The 17,326-nt window shown below is 68.8% G+C and carries 11 protein-coding genes; 1 reads left to right on the top strand and 10 read right to left on the bottom strand.

Annotated elements, in window-relative coordinates:
- Positions 1 to 23: 23 nt before the first annotated feature.
- The 10 genes from gshB to putA form a co-directional block, all read right to left on the bottom strand.
- Positions 24 to 977, bottom strand: coding sequence for a glutathione synthase (gene gshB, locus PGB34_RS20100; RefSeq protein ID WP_271429893.1), 954 nt, complete (start codon positions 975 to 977; stop codon positions 24 to 26).
- Positions 974 to 2,239 carry a benzoate/H(+) symporter BenE family transporter gene (locus PGB34_RS20095; protein WP_271429892.1) on the bottom strand — a complete coding sequence of 422 codons (1,266 nt, stop codon included), beginning with the start codon at positions 2,237 to 2,239 and terminating at the stop codon, positions 974 to 976. Before PGB34_RS20095 ends, gshB begins: the two co-directional genes overlap by 4 nt.
- Positions 2,240 to 2,291: 52 nt before the next feature.
- Positions 2,292 to 4,160 carry a potassium transporter Kup gene (locus tag PGB34_RS20090; protein WP_271429891.1) on the bottom strand — a complete coding sequence of 623 codons (1,869 nt, stop codon included), beginning with the start codon at positions 4,158 to 4,160 and terminating at the stop codon, positions 2,292 to 2,294.
- Positions 4,161 to 4,309: 149 nt separating this feature from the next.
- The gene (gene gshA / locus PGB34_RS20085) at positions 4,310 to 5,593 is read right to left on the bottom strand and encodes a glutamate--cysteine ligase (protein ID WP_271429890.1); all 1,284 of its coding nucleotides are present in this window, start codon (positions 5,591 to 5,593) and stop codon (positions 4,310 to 4,312) included.
- A gap of 164 nt (positions 5,594 to 5,757) precedes the next feature.
- Positions 5,758 to 7,224 carry a TrkH family potassium uptake protein gene (locus PGB34_RS20080; protein ID WP_271429889.1) on the bottom strand — a complete coding sequence of 489 codons (1,467 nt, stop codon included), beginning with the start codon at positions 7,222 to 7,224 and terminating at the stop codon, positions 5,758 to 5,760.
- Between the two features lie 19 nt (positions 7,225 to 7,243).
- On the bottom strand, positions 7,244 to 8,707 hold the full coding sequence (gene trkA / locus PGB34_RS20075) for a Trk system potassium transporter TrkA (RefSeq protein WP_271429888.1): 1,464 nt from the start codon (positions 8,705 to 8,707) through the stop codon (positions 7,244 to 7,246).
- A gap of 33 nt (positions 8,708 to 8,740) precedes the next feature.
- On the bottom strand, positions 8,741 to 10,024 hold the full coding sequence (locus tag PGB34_RS20070) for a glutamate-5-semialdehyde dehydrogenase (RefSeq protein WP_271429887.1): 1,284 nt from the start codon (positions 10,022 to 10,024) through the stop codon (positions 8,741 to 8,743).
- An 82-nt stretch (positions 10,025 to 10,106) separates the two neighbouring features.
- A complete protein-coding gene (locus PGB34_RS20065; RefSeq protein WP_271429886.1) occupies positions 10,107 to 11,108 on the bottom strand; it encodes an isopenicillin N synthase family dioxygenase in 1,002 nt (333 codons plus the stop codon).
- Between the two features lie 63 nt (positions 11,109 to 11,171).
- Positions 11,172 to 11,978: a pyrroline-5-carboxylate reductase gene (gene proC, locus PGB34_RS20060; protein ID WP_271429885.1), complete on the bottom strand. Its 807-nt coding sequence runs from the start codon at positions 11,976 to 11,978 to the stop codon at positions 11,172 to 11,174.
- 50 nt (positions 11,979 to 12,028) lie between these two features.
- Positions 12,029 to 16,006 (bottom strand): trifunctional transcriptional regulator/proline dehydrogenase/L-glutamate gamma-semialdehyde dehydrogenase, encoded by a 3,978-nt coding sequence (putA, locus tag PGB34_RS20055; RefSeq protein ID WP_271429884.1) that lies wholly within the window; start codon positions 16,004 to 16,006, stop codon positions 12,029 to 12,031.
- A 442-nt stretch (positions 16,007 to 16,448) separates the two neighbouring features.
- Here putA and PGB34_RS20050 point away from each other — a divergent pair, with 442 nt between their 5' ends.
- Entirely contained in the window at positions 16,449 to 17,312 is an 864-nt protein-coding gene (locus PGB34_RS20050; RefSeq protein WP_271429883.1) for a transporter substrate-binding domain-containing protein, read from the top strand.
- The last annotated feature ends 14 nt before the right edge of the window (positions 17,313 to 17,326 follow it).

The following is a 17,326-nucleotide window of genomic DNA, read 5'->3' as shown; positions in this document are numbered from 1 at the left end:
TTGTTGTTTTGGTGTGCGTGGCTTCAGCGCGGCTTTGCCAGCTGCCGCTCCACCGCATCGATGAACATCTTCGGCACATCAAAGCCGGTCTGCTCGGTGATCTCCTGGAAGCAGGTGGGGCTGGTGACGTTGATCTCGGTCACCGCATCGCCGATCACGTCCAGGCCGATCAGCAGCAGCCCGCGCGGCGCGAGCTGCTTGCCGATGGCTTCGGCGATCTCGCGGTTGCGCGGCGTCAGCGGCTGCGCCACGCCCTTGCCGCCCGCGGCCAGGTTGCCGCGCACTTCGGTGCCCTGCGGGATGCGCGCCAGCACGAAGGGCGCAGGTTCGCCGTCGATGATGAGGATGCGCTTGTCGCCTTCCACCACCTGGGGCACGAAGCGCTGCACCATGATCGTCTGCGCGCCGTCCTTGTTGAGCGTCTCGATGATCGAGCCCAGGTTCAGCGCATCGGCCTTGACGCGGAAGATGCCCATGCCGCCCATGCCATCGAGCGGCTTGAGGATGACGTCCTGGTGCTCGGCATGGAAGGCGCGCACCTCGGCCGCGCTGCGCGTGACCAGCGTGGGCGTGACGAAAGCTGGAAACTCCATGATCGCGAGCTTCTCGGGGTGGTCGCGCAGCGCGCGCGGGCTGTTGATCACGCGCGCGCCTTCGCGCTCGGCCTGCTCCAGCAGGTGGGTGGCGTAGATGTACTCGGCGTCGAAGGGCGGGTCCTTGCGCATCAGCACGGCATCGAAGTCCTTCAGCGCCACGCGCTCGACGGCGTCTTCGGTGAACCAGTTTTTCTTGTCGCCCGTGAGCGTGATGCGCCGCACGCTGGCCGTGACCAGGCCGCCCGAGGTCCAGCTCAGATCCTGCGGCAGGCAGGCCGCCACGCGATGGCCGCGGCGCTGCGCCTCGCGCATCATCGAGAAGGTGGTGTCCTTGTAGATCTTGAAGTGCTCGAGCGGATCGGCGACGAAGAGGATGTTCATGGTGTGTTCTTTTGCGCGGCCGCCGAGCGGGCCGCTTCTTTTTCAACTGCCTTGATCTTGCACGCAGGCGCAATGGCTTTGCCGGCCTGGGTGCTCTTGCGGCGGCCCAGCTGCTGCACCGCCAGTGCCACGGCGCCGGCCACCACGCCCCAAAAGGCCGAGCCGATGCCCGCGATCGTCACGCCCGAGAGCGTGACCAAAAAGGTGATGAGCGCAGCCTCGCGGTGCGGCTCTTCCCGCACGGCTGCGGCCAGGCCGCCGCCGATGGTGCCCAGCAGCGCCAGGCCCGCGATGGCCGCCACCAGCTCCTTGGGGAAGGCTGTGAGCAGGCCCGTCACGGCCGCGCCGAACAGGCCGATCAGCACATAGATGGCGCCGCAGCTCACGGCCGCCGTGTAGCGGCGCGCCGGGTCTTCATGCGCCTCGCGGCCCATGCAGATGGCGGCCGTGATCGCGCTGAGGTTCAGCGCATAGCCGCCGAAGGGCGCGAGCACCAGCGTGGCCAGGCCCGTGAGCGAGATCAGCTTGCTGATGGGCATGTCGTAGCCCGCAGCGCGGATGGCGGCCACGCCCGGCAGGTTCTGCGAAGCCATGGTCACGACGAACAGCGGCAGCGCCACGCTCACGGCCGCCTGCCAGCTGAAGCTGGGCATCGTGAACACCGGCGTGGCCAGGCGCAAGTGCACGGCCGACCAGCCCAGCTCGCCGCGCAGCGCGCAGAACACGATGGCCACCAGCAAGGTCAACGGCACCGCATAGCGCGGCACGGCGCGCCGTCCCACGAGGTAGGTGCCCAGCATCAGCAGCACCAGCGGCAGCGCCGTTTGCGCGGCCTGAAAAGCGGCCAGTCCGAAGCGTGCCAACACTCCGGCCAGCAACGCCGAGGCGATGGCCATCGGGATGCGGTTCATCACGCGCTCGAACCAGCCGGTGACGCCGGCCAGCGTGATCAGCGCCGCGCACAAGATGAAGGCGCCCACGGCCTCGTTCATCGAAAAGCCCAGCCCCGCCGTGGCCAGCACCGCCGCGCCGGGCGTGCTCCAGGCCACCATCACGGGCTTCTTCAGCCACAGCGAAGGCAGGGCCGAGGTCAGTCCCATGCCGATGCCCAGCGCCCACATCCACGAGGCGATGACTTCGGGCGTGGCGCCGAAGGCCTGCGCAGCCTGGAACACGATCACCACCGAACTCGTGAAGCCCACGAGCACCGCCACAAAGCCCGCGGTGAAGGCCGAGAGGCTCAGGTCTCTGAAAAAGCGCATCGCGCGATTGTGCCGAGCTTGGCCAGCAGCCGCAGCGGCGCGGCAGGGGAGCTCAGATCTCGACCTTCGAGCCCAGCTCCACCACCGCGTTGGTCGGCAGACCCAGGAACGACGCCGCGCCGCTGGCGTTGTGGTGCATGTGCGCAAAGAGCTTTTCGCGCCAGGGCGCCATGCCGCTGCCCAGGGTGGGGATGACCACGTCGCGCGAGAGGAAGTAGCTGGTGGTCATGGGCTCCATCTGGCAGCCGCGCAGGCGCGCATGCTCCAGCGCGCGCGGCAGGTCGATGTCGTTCTTGAAGCCGTAGTGCACGATCACCTGCCAGCAGTGGTGGCCCAGCGGCTCCATCTCGATGCGCTTGTCCATCGGCACCCAGGGCACCTCGTGGTTGCGCACGGTGACGAACAGGTTCTGCTCGTGCAGCACCTTGTTGTGCTTGAGGTTGTGCAGCAGCGCGTTGGGCACCACGCCGGGCTCGGCCGTGAGGAAGACCGCCGTGCCGTCCACGCGCATGGGCGGGCTGATGAACACCGATTCGAGAAAGCTGCGCAGGTCGATGGCGTCGGCGCGCTGGGCCTGGCTCATCAGCTGCCGGCCCCGGTGCCAGGTGATCATCAGCGTGAACATGGCCAGCCCGATCATCACGGTGAACCAGCCACCCTGCGGCAGCTTGAGCATGTTGGAGGCGAAGAAGGCCAGGTCGATGAGGAAGAACAGCGAAGTGGAGGCCAGGCACAGCGCCAGGGGCAGCTTCCAGGCGAAGCGGATCACGAAGAAGGTCAGCACCGTGGTGATCAGCATGTCGGTGGTCACGGCGATGCCGTAGGCCGCGGCCAGGTTGCTGGAGTTGCGGAACATCACCACGGCCAGCACGATGGCCACGAACAGGCCCCAGTTGATGAAGGGGATGTAGATCTGGCCGGCGGTGCGCACGCTGGTGTATTCGATGCGCAGGCGCGGCAGGTAGCCCAGCTGGATGACCTGGCGCGTGACGCTGAAGGCGCCCGTGAGCATGGCCTGCGAGGCGATCACCGTGGCCGCCGTGGCCAGCAGCACCAGCGGCACCAGCGCCCATTGCGGCGCCATCAGGAAGAAGGGGTTCTTCACGGCCTCGGGGTTGCCCAGCAGCAGCGCGCCCTGGCCGAAGTAGTTGAGCACCAGGCAGGGCATGACCACCAGGAACCAGGCGATGCGGATGGGCTTCTTGCCGAAGTGGCCCATGTCGGCATACAGCGCCTCGGCGCCGGTCACGCACAGCACCATGGCACCCAGCACGATGAAGCTCACGCCCGGGAAGTCCCAGATGAAGCGCAGCATGTACAGCGGGCTGATGGCCTGGAGGATCTCCGGGTGGGTGGCGATCTGCGCCACGCCCAGCAGCGCCAGCACCAGGAACCAGCTCAGCGTGATCGGGCCGAAGAAGCGGCCGATGCCCGCCGTGCCGCGCTTTTGCACGGCGAACAGGCAGAACAGCACCACCAGGGTGATCGGGATCACGTAGTGCTTGAAGTGCGGCGAGACGATCTCCAGGCCCTCCACGGCCGAGAGCACCGAGATGGCCGGCGTGATGACGCCGTCGCCATAGAACAGCGCCGTGCCGAAGATGCCCACCACCAGCATGCCGTTGCGCAGGCGCGGCCGGTCGGCCACTGCGCGCGAAGCCAGCGCCAACATCGCCACCAGCCCGCCTTCGCCCTCGTTGTCGGCGCGCAGCACCAGCACCACGTACTTGATCGAGACGATGGTGGTCATCGTCCAGAAGATCATCGAGAGCATGCCGTACACGTTCTCGATGGTGAAGGGCACGTGGCCGTGGCCGAAGATTTCCTTGATGGCGTACAGCACGCTGGTGCCGATATCGCCATAGACGATGCCGATGGCGCCCAGGACGAGCGCAGGGAGAGGAGTTTTGGGGGCAGACACGAAGCCAGGGACCAGCGAAACGGCGCGCTGTCCTTTGATTGGGGTTCGCTATTGTGCGTGCCGGGCCCCCGCCCGCAAACCCGCGGGCCGGCCCGCGGCGCGCCGGTGTGGGCCGGCCACCACGCCGCAGCGGGCGCGGCCTTGGCCGGTTACTCGTAGACCTCGGCTTCGGGGTTGGTGGCTTCCAACTCGTAGGCCGCAGCCACCATGGCCAGGCGGCCGATCACGCCGTACATGTAGAAACGATTGGGCGCGCTGGCCGTGAGCCGGGCGCCGGGCTGCGGCAGGTGGGCGCTGTCGGGGAAGCCCAGCGGCACGAAGCTGGCGCCGGCGATGGCGAGGTTCTCGTCGCTGCCGCGGTCGGGGTGCACGCGGTAGAAGCCGCCCACCACGTAGCGGTCCATCATGTAGACCACCGGTTCGGCCACGCCGTCGTTCACGCGCTCGCTGGTGCGCACGCCTTCCTGCACGATCACGTCGATGTCGCCTTCGCTGTCGCCCTTGCCCTTGAGCGAGGCCACCAGCGACTCGAACTCCCGGGCATCGCGCACCGTCAGGATCGGCATGGTGCTGGCACCGTTGTCGGCCTTGACGATGACGAAGGGCTTCTCGTTGATGCCGTATTCCTTGTACTTGCGGCGCACCTTGGCCAGCACCGCATCCACCTGCGTGGCCAGGCCCTCGGTGCCGCTGCCGCGCGTGAGGTCCACCTCCTCGGCCTTGGCCCAGATGGGCTGGATCAGCCAGGGGTCGATGCCCAGCAGCTTGCCGAAGCGCTTGGAGATTTCCTCGTAGCTGTGGAAGTGGTTGCTCTTGCGCCGCACCGACCAGCCCGCGTGCAGCGGCGGCAGCAGGTACTGCTCGTGCAGGTCTTCCAGGATGCCGGGCGAGCCGGCCGCCAGGTCGGTGTTCAGCAGGATGGTGCAGGGGTCGAAGTTCTTCAACCCCAGGCGCCGCTTGCTGCGCACCACGGGCTCCAGCAGCAGCAACTCGCCGCTGGGCAGCTCGATCTTCTTGGCCGACTTGATCGCCGGGTCGATGGAACCCACTTTCACATTCAGCCCCGCCATGCGGAAGATGTGGGCCAATCGGGCCAGATTGCTGTAGTAAGAGGTAGTTTTGAGCTTGTTGTCCGCAACGATGAGCAGGTTGCGGGCTTCGGGGCAGATCTTCTCGATGGCCGCCTGGGCGGCCTGCACGGCCAGCGGCAGCATGGGCTGCGTCAGGTTGTGCCAGCCGCGCGGGAAGAAGTTGGTATCCACTGGCGCCAGCTTGAAGCCGGCGTTGCGCACGTCCACCGAGGTGTAGAAGGGCGGCGTGTGCTCCATCCATTCCAGGCGGAACCAGCGCTCGATGGCCGGCATGCCTTCGAGCACGCGCTGCTCGAGTTCGTTGAGGGGGCCGGTCAGGGCGGTGATGAGGTGGGGAACCATTCAGGCGACCTTGTTGGACTTGTGCTGGGCGGCATTGAAATCTTGAGTGCGATTCTAGGAAATGGGGATGACGGCTTGGCTTGCAAGCGACGCCGCCATCGCGCAAATGCACCCCCGCCTACCGAGTCAACGCATTCCCGGGGAGCCCGACGAACCGCCGTTGCCTAATGCCGCCAGAAAGAAGGCGTCAAAAGGGCGATCAGGCTCAGCATTTCCAGCCGCCCCAGCACCATCGCGATGGTGCAGACCCAGATCTGGAAGTCCGTCAGCACGCCGAAGTGCGCCGCCGGCCCCACTTCGCCCAGGCCGGGCCCCATGCAGTTGACGCTGGCGATGACGGCGCTGAAGGCCGTGACCGGGTCCAGGCCCGAAAGCACCATGGCCATGCCCAGCACCACGATGGTCCCGCCGTAGACCAGCATGAAGGCCAGCACGGCAAAGATGTCACGGTGCTCCACGATGCTCGGGCCCAGGGTGACGGGCTGCACCGCGCGCGGATGGGCCAGGCGCGTCATCTCGCGCCGGGCCTGCTTGAGCAGGATCAGCACGCGCACCATCTTGATGCCGCAGCCGGCCGAGCCCGCGCTGGTGGCCACACCCGAGAGCAGCAGCAAAAACAGCGGCGCGAAGGCCGGCCAGAGCAGGAAGTCCTGAGAGGCATAGCCGGTGGTGCTGGCGATGGAGATGGTGTTGAAGAAGCCGTGCCGAACGGCCTGAAGCGGCGCCTGGTTGTGCTGCAGCACCAGCACCAGCGACACGATGACGCTGCCGCCCAGCAGCGTCAGCATGGTGGCGCGCCATTCGATGTCGCGCCAGCAGATGCGCAGGCTGCGCTTGCGAATGGCCACGAAGTACAGCGCGAAGCTGCCGCTGCCCGCGAGCATGAACACCATCGCGATGGCCTCCAGCAGCGGCGAGTCGAAGTAGGCAAAGCTCGCATCGTGCGATGACAGGCCCCCCAGGCTCACCGTGGAGAACATGTGCATCAGCGCGTCCATGACGGTCATGCCGCCCAGCCAGTAGGCGAAGAAGCAGCTCACCGACAGCACCACGTAGATGCCCCACAGGCCCTTGGCGGTCTGCGTGATGCGCGGCGTGAGCCGGCTGTCCTTGATGGGGCCGGCCACCTCGGCGCGGAACATCTGGCTGCCGCCCATGCCGAACATGGGCAGCACGGCCACGGCCAGCACCAGGATGCCCATGCCGCCGATCCACTGCAGGAAGGTGCGCCACACGTTGATGGACATCGGCAGCGAATCCAGTCCCTGCAGCACCGTCGCGCCCGAGGTGGTCAGGCCCGAGACGGCCTCGAAGTAGGCATAGGAAAAATCCAGCTCGCGCCCCAGCGCGTGGAAGCTCATCATCAGCGGCACGCAGGCCACCAGCGGCAGCACCAGCCAGGTGGCCGACACCAGGATCACGCCATGGCGCGCGCGCAGCTCGCTGCGGTACGCATGCAGGCCGGCCCAGAGCCAGGCCCCGCCGCCGAAGCTCACGCCGGCCGCGCCCAGCCACAGGCCCAGCAGGCCGTCCTCATGCACCCACGACACCGCGGCGGGCAGCAGCAGGGCCAGCGAGAACATCGTGGTCAGCGCGCCCAGCAGGCGCAGCACGGGAAGCAGGTCGGACATGTTCCGGGCCGGGCGGCAGTCAGAAGAAGGTCGGCGCGACGCGGAACAGCTTCTCCACCTCGCGCACCAGCCGCTTGCGCGGCATGAAGATGACCACGTGGTCGCCGCTCTCGATCACCGTGCCTTCATGGGGCACGATCACCTCGGGTTCGGGCAGCTCGGCCTCGCCGGCATCGCGCTCGGCGTCCAGGTCCGGCAGGCCGCGCAGGATCAGGCCGAAATGCGCCTCCCTGGGCAGCTTGATGTCGGCCACGCGCCGGCCCACCACGCGCGAGGTGCGCGCGTCGCCGCGGGCCACGATCTCCATCGCCTCGGCCACGCCGCGGCGCAGGCTGTGCACCACCTGCACGTCGCCCCGGCGCACGAAGGCCAGCAGCTCGCCCAGCAGGGTCTGCGAAGGCGTCAGCGCAATGTCGATCTGCGTGCCGTGGATCAGGTCTGCATAGCTGCGCCGGTTGATCAGCGCCAGCACGCGCCGCGCGCCCAGGCGCTTGGCCATCAGCGCGCCCATGATGTTGTCTTCGTCGTCGTTGGTCAGCGCGAGGAAGAAGTCGGTCTCGCCCACGCTTTCGTCGCCCATCAGCTCTTCGTCGGTGGCGTCGCCCTGCAGCACCATCACGGCCGAGGGCAATTGCGCGGCCAGGGAGACGCAGCGCTCGGGGCTGCGTTCGATCAGCTTGATCTGCAGGCCCGGGAACTCCTCGTGCAGCTGCTGCGCCAGCCGAAAGCCCACGCGCCCGCCGCCCGCGATGGTGACGCGTTGCACCGTGCGCGGCGTGTTCGCGTCGCGCCGGTGCAGTGCCGCCAGCGCGGCGCGCAGGTTGCGCCGCGCGGCCAGCACGAAGACCTCGTCGCCGGGCTGGATCACGCTGCGGTGCGAGGCGGGCAGGAAGCGGTCGGGGCCATCGTCCTGGCGCCGGTACAGGGCCACGATGCGCGTGCCCTCGGCCGGCGCATGCACGCCCAACTCGTCCACGTGGCAGCCCACCAGCGGCGCGCCGGCCACCGCGCGCACCGAGATCAGGCTGGCCAGCCCGCCCGCGAACTCGTGCACCTGCAGCGCTTCGGGGTAGTCGATCAGCCGCACGATGTAGCGGGTCAGCGATTCCTCGGGACGGATCACGCGGTCCACCGCGAAGCCTTCGCGCGACAGCAGCGGCGAGTCGCCGGCGAAGGCCTCGGAGCGCACGCGCGCGATGCGCGTGGGGATGTTGAAGACCTGCTGCGCGATCTTGCAGGCCACCAAGTTGGTTTCGTCCTGCGCCGCGCAGGCGATGAGCATGTCGGTGTCGCGCGCGCCGGCTTCCTCGAGCAGCGCCGGCTCGATGCCGTTGCCCACCACGCCGCGCAGCTCGAAGCGGCTTTCGAGCTCACGCAGGCGCGGCCCATCCTGGTCGATGACCGTGATGTCGTTCTGCTCCGAGACCAGCGTGGCGGCCACGCTCTCGCCGATGCGGCCCGCGCCCAGGATGATGATCTTCACGCGCCCTCCCTGCCCTTGTGCGGCAACGCGCTGTCAGCTTCGAATTTCGCCCTGGCCGAGAACGACGTACTTGAGCGAAGTCAGCCCTTCAATGCCCACGGGCCCGCGCGCATGGAACTTGTCGGTGCTGATGCCGATCTCGGCGCCCAGCCCGTACTCGAAGCCGTCGGCAAAGCGCGTGCTCGCGTTGACCATCACGCTGGCCGAGTCCACCTCGCGCAGGAAGCGCTGGGCGTTCACATGGTCGCGCGTGAGGATGGCGTCGGTGTGGTGGCTGGAGTAGTGGTTGATGTGCGCGATGGCCTCGTCCAAACCCGCTACCACCTTGATGCTGATGACGGGCGCGAGGTACTCCTCGAACCAGTCCTGCTCGCTGGCAGGCACGATCCGGGGCTGGCCGGCCAGGCCTTCGAGCAGCGCGGCAGCCTCGGCATCGCAGCGCATCTCCACGCCCTTGGCCGCAAAGACCGCGCCGATGCGCGGCAGGAAGGCCGCGGCCACGCCGCGCGCCACCAGCAGGCCTTCGGTGGCGTTGCAGGGGCTGTACTTCTGGGTCTTGGCGTTGTCCACCACCACCACGGCCATGTCCAGGTCGGCCGTGTCGTCCACGTAGGTGTGGCAGTTGCCGTCCAGGTGCTTGATCACGGGCACCTTGGCGGAGGCAGAGATGCGCTCGATCAGGCCCTTGCCGCCGCGCGGGATGATCACGTCCACGAAGGCCGGCATGGCGATCAGCTGGCCCACGGCCTCGCGGTCGGTGGTGGCCACCAGTTGCACGGCATCCTCGGGCAGGCCGGCCTCGGCCAGCGCGGCGCGCACCATCTGCGCCAGCGCCTTGTTGGAATCGATGGCCTCGGAGCCGCCGCGCAGGATGGCCGCATTGCCGCTCTTGATCGCCAGGCTCGCGGCCTCGATGGTCACGTTCGGCCGGCTCTCGTAGATCATGCCGAAGACGCCGATGGGCACGCGCATCTGGCCCACGCGGATGCCGCTGGGCTGCTCCTTCAGGCCCACGATGTCGCCGATCACGTCGGGCATGGCGGCCAGCTGCTCGCAGCCCTGGGCCACCGTCTCGATGACCTTGGGCGTCAGGCGCAGCCGGTCGACCATGGGGGCCGCCAGGCCGGCGGCTTCGGCGCGGGCCAGATCGAGTGCGTTGGCCTGGGCCAGCGGCTCGCCGGCCTCGCGCAGGCGGCGCGCCAGGGCGCGCAGCGCGGTGTTCTTGGCCCGGGCGCTGGCCTTGGCCATCTGCGCGGAGGCCGCGCGGGCCTGCAGGCCCAGGGCCTGCATGTATTCGGCGACGTTGAAGGCGTTCATGGGGCCCGATTGTCTCACCGCCGACCTCCGGGCGCAGCCGCACCGCCGGGCCTGCGGCCGCGCGCGGGCGCCGCCCCGCCGCTTACTTGTACTGTGAGAAGTTCTTGCGGTTCTTGCCGTGGATGTAGTCCGAGGCGGTGATGGGCGGGTACTTGTCCACGCCCTCTGGGAAGCCCAGCTCGGCCGGATCGACCACGGCGTCCGGGTCCGGGTCGAAGAAGATGGCGATGGAATGGCGCTCGTTGCCCGAGCGGTTGATCACGCGGTGCAGGTTGGAGCTGAGCGTCTCGTTGGACCAGCGGTTGAGCAGATCGCCGATGTTGCACACCAGGGTGCCCGGGATCGGCGTGGCCGCCACCCATTCGCCCGCGCGGTTGCGCACCTGCAGGCCGCCGTTCATGTCCTGCAGCAGCAGCGTGAGCACGCCGAAATCGGTGTGCGGGGCCGAGCCGAAGCGCTCTTCGCTCTCGTCCTTGGCCGTGGAAACGGGGTAGTACACCAGCTGGCCGCGCGCCATGGGGCTGGTGTATTTGCCTTCGAAGAACTGGCTGTCCAGCTTCAGGCCCACGGCGATGGCGGACAGCAGCTTGCGGCCCACGCGCTGGATCTCGTCGTAGTAGGGCAGCAGGTCCTGGCGCAGGCGCGGGAAGGCCGCGTCGGGCCACTGGTTCTGCGCCACCAGCGAATCCACGCCCTTGCGCGCGTCCAGCCGCGGGTGCCAGCTTTCGGGGCCCCAGAAGAAGATCTCCTTGAGGTCGTGCGTCTTGGAGCCTTCGAGCTTGGCCATGCCGGTGGCCATCCAGCCGCGCTGGCTGGTGTTCACGGGCGTCTGCGCCTTGGTGTCGGTCGGCAGCGCGAAGTAGTCGCGCATGGCGGCGCTGGCGCCATCGATCACCGACTGCGCGATGCCGTGGTTCTTCACGTAGAAGAAGCCGATGCGCTGCGAGGCGTCCACGATCTGCTGCGCCACGGTTTCGATGGCACCGGGCTTGCCGGCCACCAGGTCGGCCAGGTCGATCACCGGAATATCGTCCAGAGCCACCGTCTTGGCGTCTGCGTAGCTGTTGTTGGAGGAAGAGCTCATGTCAGGCTTTGGAGTGAAGAGCGAACAGGAAAAAGGAGGAAGAAGATGAAAGTGGCGCCCGCCTCAGGCGGCGCTGGAAAGCTCGATGGCGCGGCGGTGCGCGGCCTGCGCGGCCTTCAGCACCAGCTGGCGCAGCGCCTCGTCCTGCTCGAAGACGGCAATGGCCGCGGCCGTGGTGCCGTTGGGCGAGGTGACGGCGCGGCGCAGCGCGGCGAAGTCCGCCCCCGGTGCGCCCTGCTGCGCGGCGGCGCCCGCGGCCGTGCCGGCCGCCAGCGCGCGTGCCAGCTCGGCCGGCAGGCCCAGCGCCTGGCCGGCCTGCGCCAGCGCTTCGCTGAACAGGTGGTAGTAGGCCGGGCCGCTGCCGCTGATGGCCGTGACCTGGTCGATCTGCGCCTCGGCCTGGAGCCAGTGCACCGAGCCCACATGGCGCAGCAGCGCGCCCAGTTGTTCGCGCGCGGCCTCATCCACGTCGGCCTCTGCGAACAGGCCCGTGCAGCCCAGGCCCAGCAGGGCCGGCGTGTTGGGCATGGCGCGCACCAGGCGCAGGCCCGCAGGCGCCGCGGCGCGCAGGCTGGCCAGGCGCACGCCGGCCGCAATGCTCAGCAGCACGGCGCCCTGCATCCACGGGTGCGGCAGCGCGCGCAGCGCATCGGCGGCCATCGCGGGCTTGACGGCCAGCACGATCAGGTCGAAGGCACCGCCCTCACCGGCATCGGCCAAAGCCTGAGCCGATGCAAAGCCATGCGCGGCGGGCCGGGTGGCAAAGGCCGGGTCGATGGCCAGCACGCGCGCGCCTTCGCTGCGCGCGCGCCAGGCTTCGCCCAGGGCCGCGCCCATGTTGCCGTAGCCGATGAACAGGATCTTCTTCATGGAATCAACGGGAGAGAAAAGGAAGTCAAAGGAAGGACGGCCGCGGCGCTTCAGCCGATGGTCATGAGGTTGGCGTTGCCGCCCGCGGCGGCGGTGTTGACGCTCAGGCTGTGCTCCTGCACCAGGCGCTCGAGCACGATGTCGGTCTCGCCGGGTGCCAGCGCCTGCAGGCTCACGATCGGGCCCGGGCGTTCGGCCAGCACTTCGCTGATGGTGCGAAGCTGGTCCGAATCGCCGTGGTGCAGCACCGCGCCAAAGGCCGAGCCATCGCTGCGCCAGCCGGCGCTGAGCAGCACGCATTCCTGCACGGCCGGCGGCAGGGTTTGCAGCAGCGCGCGCGGCGCGGCCGCATCGGGCCAGAGGGCGCGCGCGCCCACGGCCAGCACGGCCGCCAGCTGGCACAGCAAGTCGGCCGGCTGCGTGGCGATGCACAGCACCTGCTCACGCGCCCGTACGGTGTAGACGTTGCGCTCGCCGGTGGGGCCGCTGAGCAGGCGCTGCTGGCCGCTGGGGCTTTGCTGCGCGAAGCGCTCACACAGCGGCGCCACGGGCGCGAGTTCGGCACCTGCCGCTTCGCACCAGCGCTTGAGCGCCTCGAGTGCAGCGCGGCGCGGCAGGCCCTCCACGCCATCCATCTCCTGCGCCGGCACCGCCAGCGGCGTGCCCAGGCGCAGCTGCGTGCCGGCCGGGCGATGCGCGAGCAGGCGGTACAGGTACAGCGGCCCGCCGGCCTTGGGGCCGGTGCCCGACAGGCCCTCGCCGCCAAAGGGCTGCACGCCCACCACGGCGCCCACCATGTTGCGGTTCACATAGGCATTGCCCACATGCACGCGGCCGGTCACGTGTTCGATGGTCTCGTCGATGCGCGAATGCACGCCCAGCGTCAGGCCATAGCCCGTGGCGTTGATGCCGTCGATCAGCGCGTCGAGCGCCTCGCGCGGGTAGCGCAGCACATGCAGCACGGGGCCGAAGACTTCCTTGTCCAGCGCATCGACGCGGTCGATCTCGATCAGGGTCGGCGTCACATAGGTGCCGCCGCGCACGTCGTCGCCATGGGCCAGCGCGGCCTGGAAGACTTCGAAGCCGCGCCCGCGCATGGCCTCGATGTGGGCCAGCAGGCCCTGCTGCGCCTGCGCGTCGATGACCGGGCCCACGTCCACGGCCAGGTGCTCGGGGTTGCCCAGCGTGGCCTCGACCATCGCGCCCTTGAGCATCTCCAGCAGCCGGTCGGCCACGTCGTCCTGCACGCACAGCAGGCGCATGGCCGAGCAGCGCTGGCCCGCGCTGTCGAAGGCCGAGGCCATCACATCGGCCACCACCTGTTCGACCAGGGCCGATGAGTCCACCACCATCGCGTTCTGCCCGCCGGTTTCGGCGATCAGCGGCACGGGGTGGCCCAGCGCATCCAGCCGGCCGGCCAGCGCGCGCTGCAGCAGGCGTGCGACCTGGGTCGAGCCCGTGAACATCACGCCCTGCACCCGTTCATCGGCCACCAGCGCGGCGCCAATGGTCTCGCCGGGCCCCGGCAGCAGCTGCAGCGCGCCGGGCGGCAGGCCGGCCTCGTGCAGCAGGCGCACGGCCTGCGCGGCGATCAGCGGCGTCTGCTCGGCCGGCTTGGCCAGCACGGTGTTGCCCGCCGCCAGCGCGGCCGCCACCTGGCCCGTGAAGATGGCCAGCGGGAAGTTCCAGGGGCTGATGCAGACCACGGGGCCCAGTGGGCGGTGCGTGTCGTTGCTGAACTCGGCGCGCACCTGCTCGGCGTAGTAGCGCAAAAAGTCCACCGCCTCACGCACCTCGGCCACGGCATTGGCCAGGGTCTTGCCGGCTTCGCGCACGATCAGGCCCAGCAGCATCTGCATCTGGCCTTCCAGCGCATCGGCCGCGCGCTCGAGCACGGCCGCGCGTTCGGCCGGCGGCGTGGCGCGCCAGATGTCGAAGGCGGCCTCGGCGGCGTCCAACGCCGCCGACACGTCGGCCAGGGTGGCGTCCTGCACCTGGCCCACTACGTCGTCATGGCGGGCCGGGTTGCGCACCGGCTGCAGCGCGCCGGGCGCCACGGGTTCGGCCAGCATGGGCGCGGCCTGCCAGGCGGTGGCGGCGCTTTGCAGCAGCGCGCTGGAGAGCGAACCCAGGCGCTGCTCGTTGGCCAGATCCAGCCCCTGCGAATTGACGCGCGCACACTGCTCGCCCTGGTAGAGCGCGCGCGGCAGCGCAATGCGCGGATGCGGCAGGCCCACGCGGCCTTCGGCGGCACCGGCCGCTTCCACCTGCGCCACGGGGTCGGTCACCAGGTCCTCGATGCGCAGGCTGCGGTCGGCCACGCGGTTGACGAAGGAGGTGTTGGCGCCGTTCTCCAGCAGGCGGCGCACCAGGTAGGCCAGCAGCGTTTCGTGCGTGCCCACGGGCGCGTAGATGCGGCAGGGCCGGTTGAGCCCGCCCTTGGCCGTGGCGCCCACCACCTGCTCGTACAGCGGCTCGCCCATGCCGTGCAGGCACTGGAATTCGTACTGGCCTTCGTAATAGTTCTGGCCCGCGAGCTGGTAGATGGCCGCCAGCGTGTGCGCGTTGTGCGTGGCGAACTGCGGGAACACGGCCTCGGGCGCGGCCAGCAGCTTGCGGGCGCAGGCGATGTAGGCCAGGTCGGTGTGGGCCTTGCGCGTGTAGACCGGGTAGTCCTCCAGACCGTCGATCTGCGCGCGCTTGACCTCGCTGTCCCAGTAGGCGCCCTTGACCAGTCGGATCATCAGCCGATGCCGGCTGCGGCGCGCCAGGTCGATCACCCAGTCGATCACGTGCGGGCAGCGCTTCTGGTAGGCCTGGATCACGAAGCCGATGCCGTTCCAGCCGGCGAGCGAGGGCTCGTGGCACAGGCGCTCGAGCAGGTCCAGCGACAGCTCCAGCCGGTCAGCCTCCTCGGCGTCGATGTTCAGGCCGATGTCGTAGCGGCGCGCGAGTTCGGTCAGGGCCAGCAGGCGCGGGTACAGCTCGTCCATCACGCGCGCATGCTGGGCGCGGCTGTAGCGCGGGTGCAGGGCCGAGAGCTTGATCGAAATGCCCGGGCCGCGGTAGATGCCCGCGCCCGCGGCGGCGCGGCCGATCGCGTGGATGGCCTGCTCGTAGGAGGCCACGTAGCGGCGCGCGTCGGCGTCGGTGAGCGCGGCCTCGCCCAGCATGTCGTACGAATAGCGAAAGCCCCGCGCCTCGTGCCGCGCGGCGTTGGCCAGCGCCTTGCCGATGGTCTCGCCGGTCACGAACTGCTCGCCCATCAGGCGCATGGCCATATCCACGCCCTTGCGCACCAGCGGCTCGCCGCCGCGCGAGAGCACGCGGCCCAGCGCGTTGGAGAGGCCGGTCTCGTTGTGGGTGGCCACCAGCTTGCCGGTGAACATCAGGCCCCAGGTGGCGGCGTTGACGAACAGCGAACTGCTCCTGCCCACGTGCGGCTGCCAGTTGCCGCCGCTGAGCTTGTCGCGGATCAGCGCATCGCGCGTGGCGCGGTCGGGGATGCGCAGCAGCGCCTCGGCCAGGCACATCAGCGCCACGCCTTCCTGCGAAGACAGCGAGAACTCCTGCAGCAGCCCCTGCACCAGCCCGGCCTTGCCGCCCGACTCGTGCGCACGCAGGCCTTCGCTGAGGCGGCAGGCCATCTGGTGCGCGGCTTCGGCCCGGGCCGCATCCAGCCGCGCGCCGGGCAGCAGCATGGCCACCTGCTCGGGCTCGGGCCGGCGCCAGGCGGCGGTGATGGCCGCGCGCAGCACGGTCTGCGGCAGCACGCTTTCGGCAAAGGACAAAAAGGGCGGCACGGGCTGGGCCGCTCGCTCGGCCTCGGGCTGGCCGTCTTCGTCGGCCGCCAGGGGGGCCGCGCCGGGCAGGCCGCCCACGGGCTCGCCGCGCTCGATCGCCTCGAGCTGGGCGTAGATGGATTGCTTGATCAGCCAATGCGGCGTGCGGTCCACCTTCTGGGCCGCCGCCTTGAGGCGCTCGCGCACCGCATCATCGAGTTTGACCCCCAATGTCACCAAGGGCATGTTCGCTCACTGTTTTGAAATTGAATTGCGCGAATGCTAGTCAAGAGCGAGAAAAGGTGCAACCCGATTTCAATCTAATTTCCAATAGGTGCAACCCGCCAGTAAAACCAGGCACGCGACTTGCAGACGCTCCGCCGCATCGCCGCAGGCTCACCTGTTCCCAAGCGCCACCGCCCAATCATGCACCGCACTGGTGCAAATGCCCAGAGTTCGCACCGGAATCGAGGGTTAACACCAGTGCAACCGCGTTGACAAGGCTCACGCAACATCTTCAAAATCGCCGCCGACGAGGTGCAACCCGATTCCTTTCATCGCGCATTTCCATTCCTCTTTTTGCCGCCGCCTCTCACCCGTCATTGCTTCGATGATGCGGTGAATTCAATTTGCGCCTTGTTTTTTCAATAAGGCCGCGCCCACCCCTTCAATTCACGGAATTACGAACATGCAACGCAGACAGATCTTCAACCACGTCGCCGCTGCCGGCGTGGTGGCTGCCACCACCACCGCGGCCATCACCACCCCGGCCCAGGCCCAGGGCACGGCAGGCGCCGCCTCGGGCTCGACGCTGGACAAGGTGCAAAAGAGCGGCGTGCTGCGCGTGGCCGTGATCCCGGGCCAGGAGCCCTACTTCCACAAGGACCTGGCTTCGGGCCAGTGGAGCGGCGCCTGCCTGGAGATGGCCGGCGACATCGCGGGCATCCTGCGCGCCAAGGTGGAACCGGTGGAATCGAGCTGGGGCAACCAGATCCTGGACCTGCAGTCGGGCAAGGTGGATCTGGCCTTCGCCGTCAGCCCCACGCCGCAGCGCGCGCTGGTGATCGACTTCTCCTCGCCGCTGCTGGTGCATTCGTACACCGTGATCGCGCGCAAGGGCTTTGCCAAGGTCGACACCTGGGAGCAGATCAACAAGAAGGAGGTCAAGATCGCGGTGGACATCGGCTCCACGCACGAGACCATCGCGCGCCGCTACTGCCCCAAGGCCACCATCGTGGGCTTCAAGACCCGTGACGAGGCCATCATGGCCGTGGCCACGGGCCGCGCCGACTGCAACGTCTCGCTGGCCGTCATCGCGATCTCGACGATGAAGAAGAACCCCAACGTGGGCACGCTCAACATTCCCAAGCCCACGCTGACCATGCCCACCAACCTGGGCATCCGCATCGAGAGCGATCCGCGCTGGAAGAACTTCCTGAGCGTGTGGGCCGACAACAACCGCTTCAGCGGCCAGACCCGCGAGTGGATGAGCAAGGGCTTCGCCGCGCTGTCCATCAAGCCGGAAGACATCCCGGCCGAGATCCAGTTCTGATTCTTCTTCCTCAC

The organism is Xenophilus arseniciresistens (assembly GCF_028023875.1).
Lineage (GTDB): Bacteria > Pseudomonadota > Gammaproteobacteria > Burkholderiales > Burkholderiaceae_C > Xenophilus > Xenophilus arseniciresistens.
This window is presented reverse-complemented; position numbering and strand designations above follow the sequence as displayed.

Coding starts and splice junctions, on each gene's coding strand:
- putA (WP_271429884.1), bottom strand. CDS start 16,006: ATGCCCTTGGTGACATTGGGGGTCAAACTCGATGATGCGGTGCGCGAG.
- PGB34_RS20080 (WP_271429889.1), bottom strand. CDS start 7,224: ATGTCCGACCTGCTTCCCGTGCTGCGCCTGCTGGGCGCGCTGACCACG.
- gshB (WP_271429893.1), bottom strand. CDS start 977: ATGAACATCCTCTTCGTCGCCGATCCGCTCGAGCACTTCAAGATCTAC.
- gshA (WP_271429890.1), bottom strand. CDS start 5,593: ATGGTTCCCCACCTCATCACCGCCCTGACCGGCCCCCTCAACGAACTC.
- PGB34_RS20065 (WP_271429886.1), bottom strand. CDS start 11,108: ATGAGCTCTTCCTCCAACAACAGCTACGCAGACGCCAAGACGGTGGCT.
- proC (WP_271429885.1), bottom strand. CDS start 11,978: ATGAAGAAGATCCTGTTCATCGGCTACGGCAACATGGGCGCGGCCCTG.
- PGB34_RS20095 (WP_271429892.1), bottom strand. CDS start 2,239: ATGCGCTTTTTCAGAGACCTGAGCCTCTCGGCCTTCACCGCGGGCTTT.
- PGB34_RS20050 (WP_271429883.1), top strand. CDS start 16,449: ATGCAACGCAGACAGATCTTCAACCACGTCGCCGCTGCCGGCGTGGTG.
- PGB34_RS20070 (WP_271429887.1), bottom strand. CDS start 10,024: ATGAACGCCTTCAACGTCGCCGAATACATGCAGGCCCTGGGCCTGCAG.